Genomic DNA, 21,667 nt, shown 5'->3' on the forward strand with positions numbered 1-21,667 from the left:
TAAAGACATGACGGATACCCGGAGTTTCTCCGTGGCCAGCTTCGCCATCGCGGTCCTCGCGATGGCGATTGTCGTTGCGGCCTCCAATTTCCTGGTCCAGTTCCCGGTCCAGCACGTCGTCGGCGGTGTCAATCTCGCCGACACGCTGACCTGGGGCGCCTTCACCTATCCGATCGCCTTCCTGGTGACCGACCTGACCAACCGCCGCTTCGGCGCAGGCGCCGCCCGCAAAGTCGTCATCACCGGTTTCGTGATTGCGATCATCGTGCCGATGATCTTCTGGACCTTCAACGAGGCCTTTACGACGCCGCGCATCCTGATCGCCTCCGGCACGGCCTTTCTGGTCGCCCAGTTGCTCGACGTGACCATTTTCGACCGTCTGCGCCGCCAGACCTGGTGGAAGGCCCCGATCACGTCGTCGCTGATCGGCTCCGTCATCGATACGCTGCTGTTCTTCGGCATCGCGTTTTCCGCAAGCTTCGCCTTTATCGACAGCCTGTTCGGCATGGAAGACGGCTCGCTCGCTTTCCCGGTTCCCTTCCTCGGCATTGCCGAGGACCCGCAGGTGCTTCTGTGGATCTCGCTCGCCGTCGGCGACTTCCTGGTGAAGATGCTGGTTGCGGTAGCTCTGCTGGCGCCCTACCGGATCGTGCTCGGCCTTTTCCAGGCAAACCCGGACAGCCGGGCGGCGTGAGGCAACAGACTTTTGATCCCGGGGTCTTGAGAACTTGCACGTCATCCCTTCAGCGTGCGCTATGCGATGTTGTCAGACAGAAATCGCGTCAAGATTGACGTCAAAGGGCGCTCCGCTCCATGACCTGACAAGGTCCAGAAATTCTGTGGGCGGGGCGATATTGTACCTGGCAACGTAGACGCTCAAGTCACTTCCCCAGATCCAGACCCCGTCTGTCTTCATTGCAAGCGGCCCGATGACTTCACCCGAAATCACATCGCACACGAGGCCGGGCGCCATGACGCAATCCACGCCTGCATCAAGATAGGAAACCACCTTTTCCCTTTCGGGATAGGCTTCGCCCTGCATTGCGTCGTGGAGACTGCCGCAAACGCCGTAGGGCAATTCCCGAAAGTGACAAAGCTGGCGCAGCATCTTTTACCCGTTTGTCTTTTGGCCGCTGTTTGCAGGCTTCCCGAGGATCATTCCTCCAACCGGAACCGCAAGAACAGCGTCCGCTGCAGGATCGAGCGATTGTCATCGGAAACGAGCGTCAGGATCGTGTCGCCAGCTTCCGTCTGGTGAATGGCAAGCGCTTCCATGTTGTCGATCTGGGTATTGAAATCCGCTTCCAGCAAAAGCTCGCCCTCGATCACCGCATCGGCCTTGAGGTCTTCCGCCGCGATCCGGCGCAGGCGCAGCCCGATCAGGTCCCGCAGGCTGAAGCGCCGCTCCATGACAATCAGGTCGCCATTGGGCAGGAAGGCGGCGTCCGTCGCGTCGAAACGGTCCTGGCGCTGCAAGGTGAAACGCTTGGAACCGGACGGCCCGATGATATAGCCGGTCAGGTCATGCAGGCCGCTCTGCGCGGATTCGGCGATCGCGATCAGGTTGCCGTGATGTGGGCTGCCTTCCGGCGCCGCGGCAAGGGACTCAAGCCCCGCATTGCGCGGCAACTTGCGGGCACTCTCCGGCAGGGCCACTTCGCCAATCATCTTTTCCCGCCCCGTCGAAAGCGGCCAGGGATAGTGATAGACCGCATTGCGGGTTTCCGCCGTCACATATAGGCCTGACCCATCCAGGGTCAGCGCCTCCGTGTCGTGTCCCCAGCGGGCCGTCAGGGTTTTGCCGTCCGCGCCCAGCAACGGGGCGAAGCGAATGTCCTTCAGATCGAGCGGTGTACCGTCTGCTTCCTGCTCGACCTTGCCGGTCACCCAGTGACCATTGTCGGTCACCGCCAGAAACCGGTTGCCACCGTCCAGACTGATCAGCCCGGAGAGACCGCCGATCTTGCGATCAGACGCCAGCACCTCCAGGCCACCCAGGAAAGTCAGCTTGCCGAAACGGGTATCGTCACGCCCGATATGGAACGTTTCGATCGGTTTTGTACGGGACTTGACCGGCTCGCCTTCTGACAGAAGATCCTGCGCGAAGGCGGATGGCAGCGGCATGGACAGCACGGCAGCGATGACACATCCGGCAAGCCTGACCAGACCGCTCCGATGCCGCCCCTCTGCCATGCTCATTCCCGCTTCTACCGCCGGCCGGCCCGGCGACGCCCGCCGCGGCCGGCAAACGGATCAACGACTTCGTCGTCAAACAGATCGGCGAGCTGGTCGGTCATGGCCCCTGCGAGCTCTTCGGCATCGACAATGGTCACCGCGCGCCGATAGTAGCGGGTCACGTCATGGCCTATGCCGATGGCAATCAGCTCCACCGGTGACCTTGTTTCGATGTCCTCGATCACGTAGCGCAGGTGACGCTCCAGATAGTTGCCCGGATTGACTGACAGCGTCGTGTCGTCGACCGGCGCACCATCGGAGATCATCATCAGGATCCGGCGCTGTTCCGGGCGCGCCAGCAATCGTTCATGCGCCCAGATCAGCGCTTCACCGTCGATGTTTTCCTTGAGCAGACCTTCGCGCATCATCAGGCCAAGATTGCGCCTCGCACGCCGCCAGGGCGCATCGGCGGACTTGTAGATGATGTGGCGCAGGTCGTTGAGGCGGCCCGGGGTCGGTGGCTTGCCGGCGCCGATCCAGCTCTCGCGCGACTGACCACCCTTCCAGGCCTTGGTGGTGAAGCCGAGGATCTCGACCTTGACGCCGCACCGCTCCAGTGTGCGCGCCAGGATGTCGGCACAGGTGGCTGCAACCGTGATCGGCCGGCCACGCATGGAGCCGGAATTGTCCAGAAGCAGCGTCACGACCGTGTCGCGGAAATTGGTGTCCCGCTCCTGTTTGAAGGCCAGCGGTGACATCGGGTCCGTCACTGCGCGGGTGAGACGCGCCGTGTCGAGCAGACCTTCTTCCAGGTCGAAATCCCAGGCGCGGTTCTGCTGCGCCATCAGCTTTCTCTGCAGGCGGTTGGCGAGACGGGCGACGGCGCCCTGAAGATGGGTCAGCTGCTTGTCCAGAAAGCCCCGCAGGCGGTCCAGTTCGGCCGTGTCGCAGAGTTCTTCGGCGGTGACCGTCTCGTCGAACTGATAGGTGAAGATCCGGTAGTCGGATTCCGGCCGGTTGGACAGCGAACTGTCCGGACGATCGCTCTCGCCGGGCTCTTCGGTGTCCTCCGCCATGTCCTGTTCGGCGAAGTCTTCCATGTCGGCTTCGGCGGCTTCCGTATCGCCGCTGTCCTGCTCCTCGCCAGACAGTTCCATTTCCTGCGGAGAAGCTTCCTGCTCGCCGCTGTCCTCTTCGCTGTCGTCGCCGGTTTCGGCTTCGTCGTTGTTGCCGTCGTCCTCGTTCTGGTCCGGATCCATGTCCTCATCGTGATCACCGAGTTCATCGGCCATGTCGAGCGACTTCAGGACGTCGCGCAGTCGCGAGGCAAAGCTGTTCTGGTCCTCGACCTCCGCTTCCAGGCGATCGAGATCGGCACCGGCCTTGTCCTCGATCCAGCCGCGCCACATGTCGACGAGCTTTTCCGCGCTTTCCGGTGGACGGGCGCCGGTCAGGCGCTCACGCACCATCAGCGACAGGGCGTCCTGCAGCGGCGCCTCTTCCCGGCTGGAAATGTCCGGTGCACCGGACTTGCGGAACCGGTCGTCAAGCATCACGGAGAGGTTTTCGGCAACGCCCTGCATGCGCCGCGCCCCGACAGCCTCACAGCGCGCCTGTTCCACGGCCTCGAAGATCGCCCTGGCTTCCGCGCCCTGCGGCAGGTTCTTCGCGTGCACGGCCTTGTCGTGGCAGGCAATGCGCAGCGCCATACTGTCGGACATGCCGCGCGTGACCGCGATATCGCGCGCGCTTACCTTGCGCGGTGGCTCGGGCAAACGGGCCGAGGTCCCGGAAATGCCGGGCCGGTCGCCGGAAAAGATGACTTCCAGTTCCGGCTCGCCGGAAATCGCCCGCATGGTGCCGCTCACCGACTGTTTGAACGGCTCGGTGCTTGGAGCGGGCTTGTTGCCCGGAAGGGAATTGCTGCCTGGCCGCGGCGCCATCTTGACCTCAGCTCATGACAACGTTGACGGAGGATTCCGGCAGATCTTCGCCGAAGCAGCGCTGATAGAACTCGGCCACAAGCGACTGTTCCATGTCGTCACACTTGTTGAGGAAGGTCAGACGGAAGGCAAAGCCGACATCTCCGAAGATGTCCGCGTTTTCAGCCCAGGTGATCACGGTCCGCGGGCTCATCACCGTCGACAGGTCACCATTGATGAAAGCGTTCCGGGTCATGTCGGCAAGACGCACCATCTTGGAGACGGTGTTGCGGCCTTCGTCGGTCTGGAAGTGCTTGGCCTTCGACAGCACGATATCGACCTCGTTGTCATGCGGCAGATAGTTCAGCGTCGTCACGATCGACCAGCGGTCCATCTGGGCCTGGTTGATCTGCTGGGTGCCGTGATAAAGGCCGGATGTGTCGCCGAGGCCGACCGTGTTGGCGGTGGCAAACAGACGGAAGGCGGCGTGCGGACGAATGACGCGGCTCTGGTCCAGCAGGGTCAGGCGGCCGGAGGATTCCAGGATCCGCTGGATCACGAACATCACATCCGGGCGGCCGGCGTCATATTCATCGAACACCAGCGCCACATTGTGCTGGTAGGCCCAGGGCAGGATGCCGTCCTTGAACTCGGTGACCTGCTGGCCGTCGCGGATCACGATCGCGTCCTTGCCGACCAGGTCGATGCGGGAGATGTGACTGTCCAGGTTGACGCGGATACACGGCCAGTTGAGACGCGCGGCAACCTGCTCGATATGCGTCGATTTGCCCGTGCCGTGATAGCCGGTGACCATCACCCGGCGGTTGTGGGCAAAGCCGGCCAGGATCGCCAGGGTGGTTGCCCGGTCGAACAGGTAATCCTCATCACGCTCGGGCACATGCTCGGACGGCGCGGAGAATGCCGGCACCTTGAGGTCGGACTTGAACCCGAAAACCTCTTCTACAGAAACTTCAGTATCCGGCATGGCCATGGCCGCAGTCGTCGTCTCAGTCATCAGTCCTCCGCTGTCCCGTGACACGGGAAGGGTCAAATGGGGAAAGCCGGCAAGACCTGCAGGCTTAAAGGAAACCGGCTTTTTTCAGGACGTTATAGGCCTGAATGATCTCCCGCAGGCGGTCTTCGGAAGACCTGTCACCGCCATTGGCATCCGGATGGTTAAGCTTTACCAGCTCCTTATAGCGCGCTTTGATTTCCGCGCCACGGGCTGTGTAGGGCAGATTGAGCACATCCAGGGACCGTTTTTCAAGCGTTAGTAGCTTTCTTTGCCGCGGCCGGCGTGCCTGTTCGGCGCGCCGTTGCGCATTTGCACGCATCCCCGAGCGCGGATCGTAGCCGTCCGGACCGTCGGCAGCCTGCTTGTTGACACCCATCTTCCAGGTCGGCCGGTGGCCGGTCAGGCTGTCCTTCTGGTAGGAACGCACGTCATCGTCGCCCATGCCGGTGAAATAGTTGTAGGACTTGTTGTATTCGCGAACGTGATCGACACAGAAATGGAAATACTGGCCTTCCCGGTCGCGCCCCTTCGGTGCACGGTGCATGCCCGGCCGTTTGCATCCCGGATGATCGCAGACGGGATGCCGTCCTTCTTCGGCGCGTTCCTTGTCCGGCTTGACCCGGATACCGTCGAAAATTTTTGAATCCAGTTTCATGCGGCAGACTATCGAAGTCCCTTGAGGCGCGGGCAAGCCGCGCTTGGTTGCAATGTCCGGGTATCCAAAGCTAATTTCCAGCTTCCGGCCCCGGAAAACGGTCAGCCAGCGACATTACCAGCCAGCGCAAGCCGCGCCTAGACTTGAACTTTCAAAAGCAAGGCCACACGTTAGATTCATGAGCATGAAACAGACCATCACCGACAAGCTCACGGCGGCTTTCGACCCCACTTTTCTCAATGTCATTGACGAGTCCGAGAACCATCGCGGGCACGGCGGCTGGCGCGAAGGCGGCGAGACCCATTTCAGGGTTCAGATCGCCGCGCCTGCCTTTGAAGGCATGAACCGGGTCGCACAGCACAGGGCCATCAATGACACTCTCACCGAAGAACTGAAGGCAAGCGTGCACGCACTTGCCATCGAGGTGAAACGCTAGGCGACCAGTTCCGAGCGCCCGTCATCGGATCACCTTAAACACTTCATTAAGTCGAAAAACTGCAATTGAAATTCATTGAAGATTTCTGAAGAAAGATAAGAGAGCCTTGCTTACGCAAGGAGAGCTCTGATGTCTTTTCCAGTTTTTCTTTCAGCGTTGTTGGCGCTCCTTCTAACGCCGATTTCAGCGTCGGGTGAAACCTGGCTTGCCAGCTCGGAAACGGACTTTCCGCCCTACAATTTTCCGGCGGGCGGAAAACATGTCGGCATCGACACGGAGATCGTTCAACGGGTCATCGACGGCATGGGAGAACAGGTCCTTTTTGTTCAACTGCCCTGGAAACGGGTCGTGCAAAGCGTTGAACAAAATGAAGTCGACCTCGGTTTCCAGTTCGTTGGTACAAAAGAACGGTTCGAAAAGTTCAACATGGTCGGCCCGTTTCGGGAAGGCATCACGACTTTCATGTTGCCCAGGGACAGTGTGATCGAGTTTTCGTCCCTGAAGGAACTCAAAGGCTATCTGATCGGCACGGTTCGCGGATATGCCTACGAAGAGGAATTTGACCGGGCCGACTACCTGAAGAAGGAGGAGGCCACCGACAACGAGACCAATGTACGCAAACTGGCGGCCGGCCGCCTGCACATGATTGTCGGCGACCGCGACACGCTCGCCTTCCTTGCCAAACGGCTTGGCCTGTCAGACCGTTTCAGATTCGCCGACACGCCACTGGCCGTGGTGCCCCGCTACATTGCCTTTCCAAAAGCCCGCAGCGACCAGGCAGCCGCCTTCGCGCAAAAGCTGGAGGAAATAAAGGCCAGCGGAGACATACAGTCCATCATCGAGAAATACACGCGCTGACCGGGAGATCGGGTCAGGTTGCCTGCGCCCCGGACACCGCCGTCATGGTCGGTTGCGGGGCCGCTGGCACCTTGCCCGCTCCTAGCGGCATGATCCTGAGCCTTGTGATCCGGTTCTTTTCCCGCCGCAGCACCGTGAAGCGGAAGCCGTGGAAGGTGAAGATCTGGCGTTCATCCGGAATCATGCGCGCTTCGTGGATGACAAGCCCGGCGATTGTGGTCGCCTCATCATCCGGCAGGCTCCAGTCTGCTGCGCGATTGAGGTCCCGGATCGGCACGGACCCATCGACAATCACGGAGCCATCCGCCTGCGGCCGGAGGCCTTCGAGCTCGACATCATGCTCGTCGGCAATCTCGCCGACGATTTCCTCAAGTATGTCTTCCAGCGTGACCAGACCCATCACCTCACCATATTCGTCGACAACAAGGGCAAAGTGGGACTTGTGACGCAGGAACGCATTGAGCTGGTCCTGCAGGCTTGTCGTATCGGGAACGAACCAGGCCGGGGCGGCGATATCCAGGACGTTGATCTTGGTCGCGTCCCCACGGGCTGCGTTCAAAGCGCGCAACAGGTCCTTGGCATGCAGCACGCCAATGAAATTGTCGCTTTCGCCGCGCCAGAGCGGCAGACGGGTGTAGGGAGACGCAAGCGCGGCATTCACCAGGTTGTCCGGATCGTCATCCGCGTTGAGGGCCACCATGTTGGTCCGGTGAACCATGACGTCTGAAACTTCCAGCTCCGCCAGATCCAGAAGACCGCCCAGCCGGTCGCGTTCGCCCTTTTCCAGGCCGCCCTCGATGTGCTGCAGGTCAACCGCGCCGCGCAACTCTTCATGGGCGGACAGGATCGAGGCATCGTCTCCAACAGTGACGCCGACCAGTTTTAGGATCGCGCGCACGATCCATTCGACACCGACAACCACCGGACCGAACACGGCCACGACGACACGTACGATCGGCGAAACGGTGACAGCGAAACGCTCCGGATTGGAAATCGCCCAGGTCTTCGGCAGCACTTCGGCAAAGACCAGAACAAGCGCGGTCATGACAAGGGTTGCGATCGCAACACCTGCCTCGCCGAACAGCGTCAGGAACACCGTGGTTGCAAGGGCTGAAGCCAGAATGTTGACCAGGTTGTTGCCAAGCAGCAGGGCCCCGATGAGGCGTTCCCGGTTGGCAATCAGCGCACTTACGACCCGGGCGCGCCAATCACCCGTTTTCTCCAGCTGGTGAATGCGCGCGCGCGATGCCGCGGTCAGAGCGGTTTCGGACCCGGAAAAGAAGCCGGACAGAAACAGAAGCACAAAGATGGCGGCAATCGCCAGCCAGAGAGCCGTGTCCGTCATGCGTCAAGTTTCTCCTTCAGGAACTCCGAGACAACTGCAGGATCGACACCTTTTTCGACAAATGCCTCGCCGATACCTCGTGTCAGAATGAAAGTTAGGGCGCCGCGGCTGACTTTCTTGTCCTGCGCAATGATATCCATGAAGGTATCCACTGGCGGCAACTGCCCCGGAATGGCCTGAACCGTCACCGGCAGCCCAACGTCCGTCAGGTGCTTGTGCACACGCGCCACCGTGTCGGCATCGATCAGGCCGAGCCGCTCGGAAAACTCGTGCGCCAGCATCATGCCGATGGAAACGCCCTCACCGTGAACCAGCCGTTCGGTCTCATAGGAAACGGCCGATTCAAGCGCATGACCGAAAGTATGGCCGAGATTAAGCAGCGCCCGGCGGCCGCTCTCCAGTTCATCCGCAGCAACCACATCCGCCTTGGCCTGGCACGAACGTGCCACGGCTTCGTCCCGCTCCGGACCACCGGCAAAGACCGCCTGCCAGTTTTCCTCAAGCCAGGCAAAGAAATCAGCGTCACCGAGCAGGCCGTATTTGGCGACTTCCGCATACCCGGCCCGGAATTCGCGCGGTGACAGGGTGTCGAGCACGGCCGTATCGGCCAGCACCAGCGCCGGCTGATGAAATGCTCCGATAAGGTTCTTGCCGTGCCGGGAATTGATCCCGGTTTTGCCGCCGACCGAACTGTCCACCTGCGCCAGCAGGCTGGTCGGCACCTGGACAAAGGCCATGCCGCGCCGAACAGAAGCCGCCACGTAGCCGGTCAGGTCACCGACGACACCGCCACCGAGAGCGACGACCGCGTCGCCCCGTTCAAGACGCGCGGCCAGGACTTCATCACACAGGCGTTCGAACTGGCTGAAACATTTGGTGCTCTCGCCAGCCGGCACCGTGATGACTGTGTGAACGAGGCCGGCCGCCTTGAGGCTCTCGGCAAAGGCGATTAGATGCAGACCGGCAACGGTCTCGTCGACCACCACGGCAAGCCGAGCCCCTGGGAGGACTGCTGCAATCTCCGCGCCGGCGCTCTCGATCACTCCGCGTCCGATGCGGATATCGTAACTGCGGGTATCCAGGTCCACCCGGACCCGATTGTCATCCCGCCCCATCAGGGCGCGGGCCATTACCGTATCTGCCATACCGTCAAGCCATTCAAATCAAGTGACTGATGTCTGCGAGGCTGTCGTATCCTCGCTGTCAAACAAATAGTCCGCCAGGGTGACAACGATCTGGTCGACCACTGCCTCGTGCGGCACATCCTTCGAGACCACCGTGAGCGCCGCCTTGCCATAGACCGGCTCCCGGTCGGCCATCAGCTTGCGCATGGTGCCTTCCGGGTCCGGGTTCTGCAGCAGCGGCCGCGTCGAGCGGCGGCGCACCCGGGCCATCACGGTGTCGAAATCGACCTTGAGCCAGATCGACAGACCGTGGGCCCCGATCTCCGACCGGGTTGCCTCGCTCATGAAAGCTCCGCCCCCCGTCGCCAGGACCTGTGGCCCTTCGCGCAGCAGGCGGGCAATCACCCGCTCCTCGCCGCTGCGAAAATAGGGTTCGCCGTGTTCCGCGAAAATCTCGGCGACCGTCATGTTGGCCGCGCGCTCGATTTCGGTATCGGCGTCGACGAAATCAAGACCCAGCCGCTGCGCCAGACGCTTGCCCACCGTCGATTTTCCGCAGCCCATGATACCGACCAGAACGATGGACCGGCCGCCGAGCGCGTGAACCAGTTCGGCAAGGTCAACGGATTTTGCGTTTTTTCCGGCGGAGCCCTTCTCCGGGCTCCGCAAGTTATCGTTTTTTGTCATGGCGGCGTTTTAGCATATTCGGCAAAAAAGACACGGGTGAAGTCTCGGACCCAACAACTGCCCGGACCGAAACCCAATTCAGCCAAGACCCTGGTCTTGCGTCGGCCCGGCCCTGTTGAAACAATCCGCTATCCGATTCGCTCCTGGAGAGTTCGCACGTGCCAACCCTGACCCGCCTGCTGTTTGTGCTCCTGCTGCTGGGCGCGCTCGGTTACGGTGCGGTCTATGCGCTGGCGACCTTCGTCGACCCGCGGGAACGGGAAATCGAAATACGCGTGAAAAAAGAAGGGTTCGGCCGGTAGACCCGACCGGATTCACGACGGCATGGCCACCGGGTTCGATCTGGAAAACTTCCTGGAAATGCTCGCTGCTGAACGCGGCGCGGCCGAAAACACACTTGCCGGATATCGTCGTGACCTGGAAGACTTTTCGGATTTTCTGGGCCGGAAAAAACTGGCCGATGCGCATACCGATGATCTTTCCGCCTATCTCGGTGACCTGAACCGGCGCGGCTTCGCCGAGACCTCGCAGGCCCGCAGGCTTTCGGCGCTGAAACAGTTCTACAAGTTTCTCTATTCCGAAGGCAGCCGCGAGGATGACCCGACCCGGACACTGTCCGCACCCAAAAAACGTGCCGGCCTGCCCAAGGTGCTTTCGCTCGAGGACGTCGACCGGCTGATTGAAACGGCAAGAGCCGCGACCGCAACAACGCACAAGAGCACCGCTGCGCGCCTGCGCGCACATCGAATGTACACGCTGATCGAGGTGCTCTACGCGACCGGCCTGCGCGTTTCGGAACTGGTGGCGTTGCCGGTGTCCGCGGCCCAGCGCGACGCCCGCCTGATCGAGATCCGTGGCAAAGGTGGCAAGGAACGGCTCGTGCCGCTGTCACCACCGGCGCAAGCGGCCATGAAGGATTTCGTAGCCTTGCGCAGCGCGGAAGGTGCCTATGAAAACAGCCCCTGGCTGTTTCCCTCGCACGGCGGCAGCGGCCACCTGACCCGCCAGCATTTCGGCCGTGACCTGAAGGACCTGGCCATCGCGGCAGGGCTGGATGCCGGCAAGGTCTCCCCGCATGTGCTGCGCCACGCTTTTGCTTCTCATCTCCTGCAAAACGGCGCGGATCTGCGTGTTGTCCAGCAACTGTTGGGCCATGCGGACATCTCCACGACACAGATCTACACCCACGTGCTCGACGAGCGTTTGCGAGAACTTGTGGAGAGCGCTCATCCGCTGGCGCGCAAGTAATTCTCAAGATCTATTGCACTGCAGCAATCATCGACCTACACTCCGCTGCCTAATTTTACAGCACCGGACGCCTCTTCATGCTGCAACGCGCCAGCAACTTTGACACGCTGACCTCCCAATTCCATTGGCCAAGGCCTGAAACCTACAATATGGCGGCCGCCGTCAGCGATCTCTGGGCGATCCGGGATCCCGACCGCCTGGCCATCCGACAGGTACGCGAAGACGGCACCCGACATGACTGGTCCCATCTCGAGCTGAACCGTGCCGCCAACCGTCTCGCCAATGCCCTTGTGGCCCATGGCGTGAACCGGGGAGACCGGGTGGCGTTGCTGCTGCCGCAGACCCCGGAAACCGCGATTGCGCATCTGGCAGCCTACAAGATCGGCGCCATTGCCGTGCCGCTTGCCGCTCTGTTCGGGCTGGACGCCCTGCATTACCGTCTTGGCGATTCAGGCGCCAGGGCTCTTGTGACGGACAGGGACGGCCTGTCGAAGCTGGCTGACATACGCGATGGCCTGCCGGATCTTGAACTGGTGATCTCCGTCAGCGGCCCGGACACCGACGTTCTTGCCTTCGACGCGCTTCTTGCCGCGGCGTCCGACCGGTTCGATACCCTGGCGACAACGCCTGACGATCCGGCCCTGATGATCTACACGTCCGGTACGACCGGTCAGCCCAAGGGTGTGCTGCATGGCCACCGTGTGCTGCTCGGCCATATGCCGGGGATCGAACTGTCGCAGAATTTCCTGGGGCAGGAGGGCGATCTTCTCTGGACCCCTGCTGACTGGGCCTGGGCCGGCGGGTTGTTGAACGCCCTCTTTCCCGCCCTGGCGCTTGGGGTGCCGGTTATCAGCCAGGCCGTCAGGAAATTCGATCCGGAAGCAGCCTTTCACCTCCTTGAAAAAGAGGGCATCCGGAATGCTTTCATTCCTCCGACCGCGCTGAAGATGCTGCGCTCGGTCGAGGCACCCGGCACTCGTTTCGATCTCTCCTGGCGCAGCGTAGGCTCCGCCGGTGAAGCCCTCGGCAAGGAAACATACGACTGGTTCCGCGAAGAATTCGGTTTTGCAGTCAACGAGTTCTACGGTCAGACCGAATGCAACGCCGTGCTCGGTTCGGCGGCAGATCTGGGCATCTCCCGCTCGGGCGCCATCGGCAAGGCAATCCCCGGCCACGATGTGGCGATCATCGATGATGCGGGCAATCCGTTGCCACCGGAAACGCTCGGCCAGATTGCCATCCGCCGGCCCGACCCGGTGATGTTCCTGGAATACTGGAACAAGCCCCAGGCGACCCGGGACAAGTTCGTCGGCGACTGGATGGTCACCGGTGATCAGGGCCTGATGGACGAAGACGGTTATGTTCATTTCATCGGCCGGGACGATGACATCATTACCTCAGCCAGCTACCGGATCGGACCCGGCGAGATCGAGGACTGCCTGTTGAAACACCCAGCGGTTTCCCTGGCTGCGGTAATCGGCAAACCGGATCCTCTGCGCACCGAAATCGTCAAGGCCTTCATCGTCCTGAAAGCCGACCAGCAGACGGGTGAGGAGCTTGAGAACGCGATCAGGACATTTGTGCGTGAGCGCCTGTCGGCCCATGAATATCCGAGGGAGATCGAGTTCGTCGACAGCCTGCCGATGACCACGACAGGCAAGATCATCCGGCGCAAGCTTCGAGAACGCGAGGTGGCCTGACGCCCTAGCTTGCAAGACGCCGCTTGAGGGCGCGGGCCGCCCGCCGGACGGTTTGTTCCAGTTTTGCATCCGCCGTGCAAAGCGGCCGCTTCAGGACACCCAGCAGGCCTTCGGCATGAAGCAGCGTTCCTGTGTTCAGCCGCCCGCGCCAGAGCGGCTCGATCATCGCGTGGCCGGGGATCGCCAAGGAATCGGCGCCGTTGAAATTGTCTGACGCGAGGTTGGTCCTGAGTGCCTGCAACGCGATCTGAGCCCCGGGCGAATAGCGTGCAAAATCCTCGTCAAAGGCGATTTTCCAGGAAAACACGCTGCCGCCATCCCTGAACAGAACGAGCGCGGCAATCAATCTGTCTCCCGCCCAGAGTTGATCGATACGGACACCATCAATCGCCGCTCTCTGTTCGATCGCAAGTCGAGCGAAGGCTGCCGTTTCAGGAAGGCTGAGCAAGGCGGTGCCTGCCCGCCCCTTCCAACCGGCGGCCTCCAGATGAAGGAATGCTTCGAAACCCTGGAGTGCCTCCTGGCCGTTCAGACTGACAAACCGGACTTCTCCATGCTCGCCAAGCCGCCGCAGAAGGCGCCGCATTTCCTTGCGGCGCTTTCCGCTGTCGGCTGCTGCCAGCTGGGCCTCACCTGTCGCCCCGGCACCGTGACCTGCACGTGCTGCGCGGGCAAAAACGACTGAACTCCGGAAGGAAGCGCTTTTCAGTTTAGCTGCGGTTTCAGATTGTAGCGGCAGATAGGGTATCGCGAACAGGCCGCCCGGCTCTGCGCCCGCCGCCAGAAAACCGCGCAAGGTAATGTCGGTGGCCTGCGGATGGACAAGCGGTGTTCCAAGCGGCGAGTATTCCGTTGCCCAGGTGGTGTTGGCGCGCAGCACAAGACCTTGTCGCCTTCTGCCAACTGGCGCAGCCACCAGCCAATGCGCGCTCTTCCTGTCGCGCAGCACCAACAGCCGGACACCCTTCTGCCCCATATGCTCCAGAAACGGCCGCAGGAAGTCCGGACCAAAAAAAGGGTTCGGATCGAGCGCCTTGCGGCCGAGCCTCCGCCACTCCTTTTCCGGAATGTCCGCGTTCAAGGGATCGAAACGGACGATCTCATGTGTTTCGGAAATACGGGGGTCAGCGGTCAACAGGCTGCTTTCTGGCGGAGAATAACAAGGGCAGAACAAAGGTTGTGATATTGAGCTTGCGTTTTGCCGCGGTTGCAAGAGCGGTCGCTTCAAAAAGAATGGCGAGGCTTGTTCCGATCGCAGCCCCAGCCAGACCAAAAGGCGGGATCAGGATCAGATTGAAAACAACATTGAGCACAAAGGTTCCGGCATAAATCCCGGCACAGCTGTTCTGATGGCCGGTCATGGTCAGGAGCGCGTCGGCGGGCCCGACGGAGGCACGTGCCAGGACGCCGATCATCAACAGGGCGATCAGCGGATAGCCTGCTTCGAAGCCGCTGCCGAACAACCGCAGCAGCAAGGGCGCAATCAGGAGCAGACCGGCTCCGGCAAGCAGTGACGGCCAGAAGGTCCAGTGGGTTGCCCGGGCGACATAGGCCACAAGTCCGGCCTGATCCCGGTTGTGGGTGTAACTTGAAAAACGATGCGCCGATGCGGCCCGAACGGCAAAATAGACAAAGTGCACCAGGGCAAGCGTGCGGGACGCCGCGAAATAGACCGCGACTTCATCGGGGTCCTGGAAAAAACTGACCATGATGACGTCGGCGCTCGTGATCAGCTGCAGGAACCCGTCGACCATCAGCATGGGCATGGAGATGATCAGCCAGGTCTTCAGTTCGACGCGCCGAGGCCCCGAAGGCAGTTTGGGTAGAAGCCGCTTGCGCAGATGAAAGTACTGATAGCCAGCGACCAGAACAGTCGCCGCAACAGCACCCATGGCAGCCGTCAGCGCATCTGCCTGAAGCCCTGCCAACAGAACGGCAACCACAAGCAGGAACAGGATCGCAAGCGGTCGCCAGATATAGGTCGGCAACATGGCCAGGAAGGTCCAGTCATAGCTCCGCGCAACCCCGTCCTGAACGAGACCGAAGGCAAAAAACGGCAAGGCCAGCAGGATGATCATCAAGGGCAGGACATAGGACGCATCAATCACGTCACGCAGCAGATAGACAAGACCGATGCCGATCGCGGCGGCTGCCGCCCCGATGAAAAACGCCACCTGTCCACCGGTGCGCAGGAAACCGCGCAGACCGTCTTCGTCACCGGCCTGGCGATATTGCGGAATGAACCGGTTGGCCGAAGAGGAAAAGCCGCCACAGGCCATCACGCCCAGGACGATGACAAAGGTCCAGGCAACGGAATAGATGCCATAGTCATGGGCCCCCAGGAGCCGGGCAAGCACGATTTGCGACAGATAGGCCAGCGCCGCGCCTGCGACCCGGACCGTGAAAGTCGACACGGCCATACGCCCGGCCGCCTGGCCATCACCACCGTTTCCACGCAGGAAATCGGTGACTTGAGCCGCCCCTCTGCCGAGCCCCCAGGGCAAGGCGGCGTCCTGCAAGCGCTTAGTCCAGGAATTACCGGAAAATCGCACTGATGGGTCCCTTGTGAACTTTATTCCGTATTTGTGACATGAGGGACTTAATATTCTATGGCAATCAACGGCTCGCGCCAGCTTCTGTTTCACAGATGTGTGAATGGGGCATGTGTCGGTGCCCCGCCAGGAAGTCGCGTCAGGCATACAGGGCTTTACAGTCAGCTTTGGTCTGCTTGACCAACCAGCCCTTGACACCAGCCGCGAATCTGGGACAAATAAGAACAAATAGAGAACATATGATGTTTTGAGTTTTTTGACCTGATTGAACGGTTGCCGTTTTTTTGCGGATGAAGAGGGTCGCCTCCCCTTCCGTCCGCAGTTTGGTCCGGTCCCTGCTCCCGCCGCCATTTGCAGGGACCGGACATTTTTTTGAAGATGCCCTAACAGGCTTTCCCTCCGCCACAATCACATTCCGTCTGTTCGGCTCTTCCCGGCAGGGCCCGCCTCGTGCTGCGCTGGATGAAGAAGAAATCCGCTTGAGCGTTGTTTAGGGTTCTTGTCGGCCCAGTCCCTGCACCTGGGTCCCTCAGGCAGATGACCGACCGCCTCGTCAACTGAGCTGGCCCGGCGCGACGGCCGGAGAGAAGAGGGTATCTTATCAATTTATCTATCAATCGATAGATGGCTCTTGACTTCATCAATCGATGTCTCGATATGTCAGCCATCGCAATCTACCTACTGATAGATAACTACTGGAGTGAAACGCATGACAGACAAGACCGCCTTCCTTTTGGGTGGAACCTCGGGCATGGCCCTGGCAACGGCCGATCGCCTCGCGGCCAGAGGCATTCCCCTGATCCTGACCGGGCGCAGCGAAGCCAAGCTGGCGAACGCGAAAGCCGATCTGGAGCAACGCCATGGCGTTTTCGTCGACACCTGGCAAACGGACATCACCGATCCGGAGCAGGTCGCGGACCTCGTTCGAAAGATTGACGGACTGGAGCAACAGATCTGCTACCTGGTCAACGCGGCCGGCGCCTTCAGCCCGAAGGCCTTCCTGGAACACACGGCCGAGGACTTCGATCTCTATCACGCCTATAATCGCGGCACGTTTCTTGTTACCCAGGCAGTGGCGCGCAACATGGAAAAAACCGGCACAGGCGCGATCGTCAACCTCGGCTCCATGTGGGCGCACCAAGCGGTCAAGGCGACACCCTCGTCAGCCTATTCCATGGCAAAGGCAGGCCTGCATGCCCTGACCCAGCATCTCGCCATGGAACTGGGCAACAAGGGCATTCGCGTCAATGCGGTCGCGCCTGCCGTGGTCGAAACGCCGATCTATGGCGCGTTCATCCCGGAGGACCAGATCGCCTCCACATTGAAGGAAGGCTTCAACGCATTCCACCCGATCGGCCGCATCGGAACGCCGGATGACGTGGCCGCTACCATCGATTTCCTGCTGTCGGACAATGCCGATTGGGTCACCGGTGCGATCTGGGATGTCGATGGCGGTGTCATGGCCGGCCGGAACTGACCTTGAAGGCTCAAACCGCCCGCCGTCCCGCTTGGTCTGCGGGACGGTTCAGCGCCCTTCGAAGCAGGTTACTCCGGCACCGCTTCGACGTAATACCAACGGCCGGATTTCTTGCGAAACAGGCTCAATTCCCGGTGCGTGACCAGTTTGCCGGCGGCAAGATATCTGGCCTCGAACAGCAGCGTGCCTTCGCGGTCGGCCTCTCCGCCCTTGCTGACGGCCAGCACCGACAGACCGGTCCAGTGGCTGTCCGCGGCCCAGCGCGCGGTTGCGGGACCGTCGAAAGACCGCTGGTACTTCGGCCAGAGCGTCGTCTTCAGATAGGCAATGTCCTCCCGCACATAGGCGGAATAGCGTGACCGCATGAGCGCTTCAGCCGTCCCTGGCACCAGCCGGCCTGACAGATAGGGCTCGCAGCACTGAAGGAATTCCCCGCCACCACAGGGACAAGCTTCACCGGCCATTGTCTTTCCTCAACACATGATCCAACAGGAACGAGCAGCGCTCGAGATCAGGCTGCTCTCTACCACTTGATGCCGCGCCTCGCTATGGTCCGGACAGACACATCCGCATCCGGGCCTCCAGGCATGAAAATCGCCACGTTCAACATGGAATCCTTCGGCAACGACCGGCATGACCCGGAGGAGTTGCAGCCCAGGCTCGAGGCGCTCCGGCCGAAGATCCTGGAGCTGGAGGCAGATATCCTTTGCCTGCAGGAGGTCAATGCGCAGAAATTGAAGGGTGTTGCCGCGCGGCAGTTCCAGGCACTTGATCTGCTCCTGAAAGACACGCCTTACGAAACGTTCCACAGGGCCACCAGCCATCGGCCGTCCGGCAAGGGACCGGGCGACCGGCACAACCTCGTGATCCTGTCGCGCTACCCGATCACCCAAACGGAAAGCCTTTATCAGGCTCATGCCCATCCCGCCCGCTGGCAACCGAAATCGGCAAACCCGCCCTACGAGACACCCGAGACAATTGCCTTCGACAGGCCTGTTCTGAAAACGCAAATCGATATCGGCGGTGCTCGGCCTCTGCATCTGTTCGGCGTGCATTTGCGGGCCCCGATTGCCGCCATGATCCGGGGGGGCAAGAACCCGGATCGAAGCTGGACATCCATCTCGGCCTGGGCTGAGGGGTATCACCTCTCCGTTCTCAAGCAGACCGCCCAGGCCCTCGAGCTGCGGCTTGCGGTCGAAGACATCTTCGACAGGGACGAAGGTGCCCTGATCGTGCTCGCCGGTGATTTTAACGCCACCAGCGAAACAGGTACCATCCGGCTTTTGCGCGCCGACCCGGACGACACCGGTTCACCGCAGCTCGAAAGGCGCCGCCTTTACCAGCTCGACGCCGCCCTGCCTCCGGAGAGGCGCAAGACGGTTATCCACCGGGGCAAGGGTCAGGCACTCGACCACATTCTGGCCAGCCCTGCCATGGCCGGACGGACCACCCATGTGAAGGTGTTCAATTATGACCTCCTGGACGAGGTCTTCGACAACAGGGGAGAGGACTTCGCCGGCTCGTATCACGCGGCCATGCTGGCCGAGTTTGACGACTAGAGTATTTTTCGACCAAGTGGCGGGCCGCAGGGCCCGTCCTGGGAGACAGCGCTGACGCGCGTTCACGGGATAAGGTGAAATGTGAACGCGGCTTACTCAGCAAGAGAGCTGATATAAGCGGAGAGGTTGGCGATTTCGGTGTTGCCGAGATTCATGTCCGGCATCTTGGGATGCGGATTGGCCAGAAAGGTTGCCAGCTGTTCCTGTGACCAGTCCGGGTCTTTCGCGATATCGTAAAAACTCGGAAGAGAGACGCTGGACGCGGTCGACTGGTCTTCGGCAACCAGGTGGCAGGACGAGCACCATTGCAGGGCCAGCGCCTTGCCGGTGGCAGGGTCCGCGGCTTCCGCCGTCGTTGCACCACTCAACGCGATCACCGAGAGGAAAGCAGTACCGGCAATCAAGGCTGTTGATGACTGACGCGACCAGGTTTTCAGGTTTGTTCCGGCATGGGTCATGAGTGCTCCTTGACGCCGCAGTTTCCTTGGAAGGCAAGTAGCTTCCTTTGAACGAAGCCTGCAATCAAGACGAAGAAGCGTCATTGCGTTGAATCAAGTCCCGGATCTCAGGTAGTGAAATCGATTTTTGCAACCCTATTGAACTTCAGGACATGGACTGACAAATTCCTGTCAGCTGCACTTTCGGAGGGAAAAATGAAACATCATCTGAGATCCGCCTTTGCCGCCGTGTCATTCGCCGCGGCATTGGCCATCGGGACAGCGCTTCCAGCCTCGGCCCAGGACGCACCGATCTATTCCCTCAAGGACCGGTTCCAGCCGGTGGCCGCCCGGCACGGCATGGTCGCCAGCCAGGAAGCCGTGGCAACCGGGGTCGGTGTCGACATCCTGAAAAAGGGCGGCAATGCCGTTGATGCCGCCATTGCCACCGGATTTGCGCTCGCCGTCACCTTGCCTCGCGCGGGCAATCTCGGCGGCGGCGGTTTCATGATGATCCACCTCGCCGACAGCGGCGAGACCAAGGCGCTCGACTACCGCGAAAAGGCTCCTGCGGCCGCGTTCAAGGATATGTTCCTGGGGGACGATGGCGAGCCGGACAATCAGAAGTCCCGGTTCTCCGGGCTGGCGGTCGGTGTTCCCGGCACTGTTGCCGGTTTCGCCGAGGCTTTTGAAAAACATGGCAGCGGCAATCTGAGCTGGGCCGATCTTGTAGCGCCTGCAATAGCGCTTGCCGAATACGGTATCCAGGTAACGCCTGACCTCTCCGCCTCCCTGACATCCGCCTCCAAACGTCTTTTGAAGGACCCGGCATCCCGGGCAACCTTCTACAAGACCGGTGGCCTGCCATATCTTCCGGGAGAAACCCTGGCCCAAAAAGACCTGGCCGTAACGCTGCGGCTTATTGCCGAAAAGGGCGCCGACGGCTTCTACAAGGGCGAGACGGCGGACAAGATCGCTCAAAAGGTCCAGGACGCCGGCGGCGGCATGACTGTCGAGGATCTTGCCGGCTATGCACCGGTCTGGCGCGAGCCGGTCGCCGGCAGCTACCGGGGTTACGACATTGCCTCGATGCCGCCGCCGTCTTCGGGTGGCGTTCACATTGTCCAGATCCTGAACATGCTGGAAACCTTTCCCCTTGAAGAATATGGCCTCAACTCCGCCGACAGCATCCATGTCATGGCGGAAGCCATGCGCCGCGCCTATGCGGACCGGTCGAAATTCCTGGGCGATCCGGATTTTGTCGAGATCCCCGTCAAGGGCCTGACGGCGCGCGATTATGCTGCCGAACTGGTCAAGACCATCCGCATGGATGCGGCCACGCCGTCCGTCGACGTTAAACCGGGCGACCCATATCCTTATGAAAGCAATGAAACGACGCATTTTTCGGTGGTCGATAAGGACGGCAATGCGGTTTCCAACACCTACACGCTGAACTTTTCCTACGGTGTCGGACTGACCGCCGACGGTACCGGGGTTCTGCTCAACAACGAGCTCGACGACTTTTCCGCCAAGCCCGGTGTACCGAATGCCTATGGCCTGGTCGGCGGCACGGCAAACGCGGTGGAAGGCAACAAGCGGCCGCTCTCGTCCATGAGCCCGACGCTGGTTTTCAAGGATGGCGATCTCTATCTCGCCACCGGCTCGCCGGGCGGCAGCCGTATCATCACGACCACCTTGCAGATCATTCTGAACGTGATCGACCACGACATGAATATTGCCGAGGCGACGGCCGCACCGCGTATTCACAATCAGTGGCTGCCGGATGAAATCCGCATCGAGGAAGGCCTGTCGCCGGACACGATCCGACTGCTGGAGCAACGCGGCCACAAGATCGCGGTCAAGAATGCCATGGGCTCGACCCAATCCATCATGAAGGTGGACGGGCTGTTGGCAGGTGCCTCCGATCCGCGCCGGCCCGGTGCACTGACCGCTGGATATTAAGGCTCCCCGGCCGGGCCCTTCTTGAGACCACTGGTGCTGTCGAGATCTCTGAGATGCTGGAAGAAGCTCTCGGCAGCCACCGCCAGGAAGGAAACCAGCAGCACCCCGATATAGGTGGAGTGCTCCAGCAGCTCCGCCCGATCACCAACGATCACGTCGAAGATGATGAAGCCGAGAAAGACGACGATCGAAGCCGTGATCGCCAGATCCGTCCGGTAGGCGACACCGGGTTTGCCCTGGACAAGACGAAGACCTGCCACGACGAAAAAGCCTGCGGCAGCAAATTCGACGATACCCGCAAAGATCAGCGTCGCCTTGATATACTCCGGGCTCCACATCAGCTTTTCAAAATACATCGTGAACTTTTCGACGCGGTGATTGCCCCACCAGCGCACAACACCGAGATCCTGGCGCGCAAAGAACTTGTCGAGTGCGTTCAGCACCCAGAAGAAGAACCAGAAGGTAATGACAACGGCGGTGATGGGTTGTCGAAGGACGGCCATGGCAAACTCAAT

The 21,667-nt window shown here is 60.8% G+C and carries 22 protein-coding genes; 9 read left to right on the plus strand and 13 right to left on the minus strand.

Annotated features, from left to right (window positions below; translation table 11 throughout):
* Nucleotides 1-7 precede the first annotated feature (7 nt).
* The gene (locus tag CHH27_RS17935) at nucleotides 8-694 is read left to right on the plus strand and encodes a queuosine precursor transporter (RefSeq protein ID WP_094072797.1); all 687 of its coding nucleotides are present in this window, start codon (nucleotides 8-10) and stop codon (nucleotides 692-694) included.
* Between the two features lie 72 nt (nucleotides 695-766).
* Here the strand turns inward: CHH27_RS17935 and CHH27_RS17940 are convergent, their stop codons facing one another.
* From CHH27_RS17940 to CHH27_RS17960, 5 genes are all read right to left on the minus strand, one after another.
* Nucleotides 767-1,108 (minus strand): hypothetical protein, encoded by a 342-nt coding sequence (locus CHH27_RS17940; RefSeq protein ID WP_157738978.1) that lies wholly within the window; start codon nucleotides 1,106-1,108, stop codon nucleotides 767-769.
* 47 nt (nucleotides 1,109-1,155) lie between these two features.
* A complete protein-coding gene (locus CHH27_RS17945; RefSeq protein WP_208988276.1) occupies nucleotides 1,156-2,199 on the minus strand; it encodes an esterase-like activity of phytase family protein in 1,044 nt (347 codons plus the stop codon).
* Between the two features lie 8 nt (nucleotides 2,200-2,207).
* Complete coding sequence (gene cobT, locus CHH27_RS17950) at nucleotides 2,208-4,118, minus strand: cobaltochelatase subunit CobT (protein WP_094072799.1); 1,911 nt, start codon at nucleotides 4,116-4,118, stop codon at nucleotides 2,208-2,210.
* A gap of 7 nt (nucleotides 4,119-4,125) precedes the next feature.
* Nucleotides 4,126-5,112: a cobaltochelatase subunit CobS gene (cobS, locus tag CHH27_RS17955; protein ID WP_094072800.1), complete on the minus strand. Its 987-nt coding sequence runs from the start codon at nucleotides 5,110-5,112 to the stop codon at nucleotides 4,126-4,128.
* A gap of 64 nt (nucleotides 5,113-5,176) precedes the next feature.
* On the minus strand, nucleotides 5,177-5,767 hold the full coding sequence (locus tag CHH27_RS17960; RefSeq protein WP_094072801.1) for a DnaJ domain-containing protein: 591 nt from the start codon (nucleotides 5,765-5,767) through the stop codon (nucleotides 5,177-5,179).
* 178 nt (nucleotides 5,768-5,945) lie between these two features.
* On the opposite strand from CHH27_RS17960, the gene CHH27_RS17965 reads away from it, so the two are divergent.
* Together CHH27_RS17965 and CHH27_RS17970 are read left to right on the plus strand one after the other, a co-directional pair.
* Nucleotides 5,946-6,203, plus strand: coding sequence for a BolA family transcriptional regulator (locus tag CHH27_RS17965; RefSeq protein ID WP_198338246.1), 258 nt, complete (start codon nucleotides 5,946-5,948; stop codon nucleotides 6,201-6,203).
* Nucleotides 6,204-6,332: 129 nt separating this feature from the next.
* Nucleotides 6,333-7,061 carry an ABC transporter substrate-binding protein gene (locus CHH27_RS17970; protein ID WP_094072802.1) on the plus strand — a complete coding sequence of 243 codons (729 nt, stop codon included), beginning with the start codon at nucleotides 6,333-6,335 and terminating at the stop codon, nucleotides 7,059-7,061.
* Between the two features lie 13 nt (nucleotides 7,062-7,074).
* Here CHH27_RS17970 and CHH27_RS17975 read toward each other — a convergent pair whose 3' ends face one another.
* From CHH27_RS17975 to CHH27_RS17985, 3 genes are read right to left on the minus strand one after another with little or no spacing between them, the layout of a single operon-like run.
* Nucleotides 7,075-8,406, minus strand: coding sequence for an HlyC/CorC family transporter (locus tag CHH27_RS17975; RefSeq protein ID WP_094072803.1), 1,332 nt, complete (start codon nucleotides 8,404-8,406; stop codon nucleotides 7,075-7,077).
* On the minus strand, nucleotides 8,403-9,551 hold the full coding sequence (gene aroB / locus CHH27_RS17980) for a 3-dehydroquinate synthase (protein ID WP_371681745.1): 1,149 nt from the start codon (nucleotides 9,549-9,551) through the stop codon (nucleotides 8,403-8,405). Before aroB ends, CHH27_RS17975 begins: the two co-directional genes overlap by 4 nt.
* Nucleotides 9,552-9,569: 18 nt before the next feature.
* Complete coding sequence (locus CHH27_RS17985) at nucleotides 9,570-10,217, minus strand: shikimate kinase (protein WP_094072804.1); 648 nt, start codon at nucleotides 10,215-10,217, stop codon at nucleotides 9,570-9,572.
* A gap of 158 nt (nucleotides 10,218-10,375) precedes the next feature.
* On the opposite strand from CHH27_RS17985, the gene CHH27_RS27965 reads away from it, so the two are divergent.
* The 3 genes from CHH27_RS27965 (at nucleotide 10,376) to CHH27_RS17995 (ending at nucleotide 13,165) form a co-directional block, all read left to right on the plus strand.
* Nucleotides 10,376-10,519: a hypothetical protein gene (locus CHH27_RS27965; protein ID WP_198338247.1), complete on the plus strand. Its 144-nt coding sequence runs from the start codon at nucleotides 10,376-10,378 to the stop codon at nucleotides 10,517-10,519.
* A gap of 22 nt (nucleotides 10,520-10,541) precedes the next feature.
* The gene (xerA, locus tag CHH27_RS17990) at nucleotides 10,542-11,465 is read left to right on the plus strand and encodes a site-specific tyrosine recombinase/integron integrase (protein WP_094072805.1); all 924 of its coding nucleotides are present in this window, start codon (nucleotides 10,542-10,544) and stop codon (nucleotides 11,463-11,465) included.
* Nucleotides 11,466-11,542: 77 nt separating this feature from the next.
* Nucleotides 11,543-13,165, plus strand: a complete 1,623-nt coding sequence (locus CHH27_RS17995) for an AMP-binding protein (protein ID WP_094072806.1) — start codon at nucleotides 11,543-11,545, stop codon at nucleotides 13,163-13,165.
* 4 nt (nucleotides 13,166-13,169) lie between these two features.
* On the opposite strand, the gene CHH27_RS18000 is transcribed toward CHH27_RS17995, so the two are convergent.
* Both CHH27_RS18000 and CHH27_RS18005 read right to left on the minus strand, forming a co-directional pair.
* Nucleotides 13,170-14,300, minus strand: a complete 1,131-nt coding sequence (locus CHH27_RS18000) for a GNAT family N-acetyltransferase (protein WP_094072807.1) — start codon at nucleotides 14,298-14,300, stop codon at nucleotides 13,170-13,172.
* Nucleotides 14,290-15,684, minus strand: a complete 1,395-nt coding sequence (locus tag CHH27_RS18005) for an oligosaccharide flippase family protein (RefSeq protein WP_094072808.1) — start codon at nucleotides 15,682-15,684, stop codon at nucleotides 14,290-14,292. Before CHH27_RS18005 ends, CHH27_RS18000 begins: the two co-directional genes overlap by 11 nt.
* A 742-nt stretch (nucleotides 15,685-16,426) precedes the next feature.
* On the opposite strand from CHH27_RS18005, the gene CHH27_RS18015 reads away from it, so the two are divergent.
* A complete protein-coding gene (locus tag CHH27_RS18015) occupies nucleotides 16,427-17,194 on the plus strand; it encodes an SDR family NAD(P)-dependent oxidoreductase (RefSeq protein WP_094072810.1) in 768 nt (255 codons plus the stop codon).
* A gap of 68 nt (nucleotides 17,195-17,262) precedes the next feature.
* On the opposite strand, the gene CHH27_RS18020 is transcribed toward CHH27_RS18015, so the two are convergent.
* On the minus strand, nucleotides 17,263-17,658 hold the full coding sequence (locus CHH27_RS18020; RefSeq protein ID WP_094072811.1) for a YchJ family protein: 396 nt from the start codon (nucleotides 17,656-17,658) through the stop codon (nucleotides 17,263-17,265).
* A 123-nt stretch (nucleotides 17,659-17,781) separates the two neighbouring features.
* On the opposite strand from CHH27_RS18020, the gene CHH27_RS18025 reads away from it, so the two are divergent.
* Entirely contained in the window at nucleotides 17,782-18,753 is a 972-nt protein-coding gene (locus tag CHH27_RS18025) for an endonuclease/exonuclease/phosphatase family protein (protein ID WP_094072812.1), read from the plus strand.
* 92 nt (nucleotides 18,754-18,845) lie between these two features.
* On the opposite strand, the gene CHH27_RS18030 is transcribed toward CHH27_RS18025, so the two are convergent.
* Complete coding sequence (locus tag CHH27_RS18030; RefSeq protein ID WP_157738979.1) at nucleotides 18,846-19,211, minus strand: c-type cytochrome; 366 nt, start codon at nucleotides 19,209-19,211, stop codon at nucleotides 18,846-18,848.
* A 195-nt stretch (nucleotides 19,212-19,406) separates the two neighbouring features.
* Here CHH27_RS18030 and ggt point away from each other — a divergent pair, with 195 nt between their 5' ends.
* Complete coding sequence (gene ggt, locus CHH27_RS18035) at nucleotides 19,407-21,152, plus strand: gamma-glutamyltransferase (protein WP_094072813.1); 1,746 nt, start codon at nucleotides 19,407-19,409, stop codon at nucleotides 21,150-21,152.
* Here the strand turns inward: ggt and CHH27_RS18040 are convergent.
* Nucleotides 21,149-21,655 carry a hypothetical protein gene (locus CHH27_RS18040; protein ID WP_157738980.1) on the minus strand — a complete coding sequence of 169 codons (507 nt, stop codon included), beginning with the start codon at nucleotides 21,653-21,655 and terminating at the stop codon, nucleotides 21,149-21,151. The two genes, ggt and CHH27_RS18040, sit on opposite strands and share 4 nt — an antisense overlap.
* Nucleotides 21,656-21,667 lie beyond the last annotated feature (12 nt).

Origin of the sequence: Labrenzia sp. VG12 (assembly GCF_002237595.1) — a bacterium.
In the GTDB taxonomy this organism is placed as follows: Bacteria; Pseudomonadota; Alphaproteobacteria; order Rhizobiales; family Stappiaceae; genus Roseibium.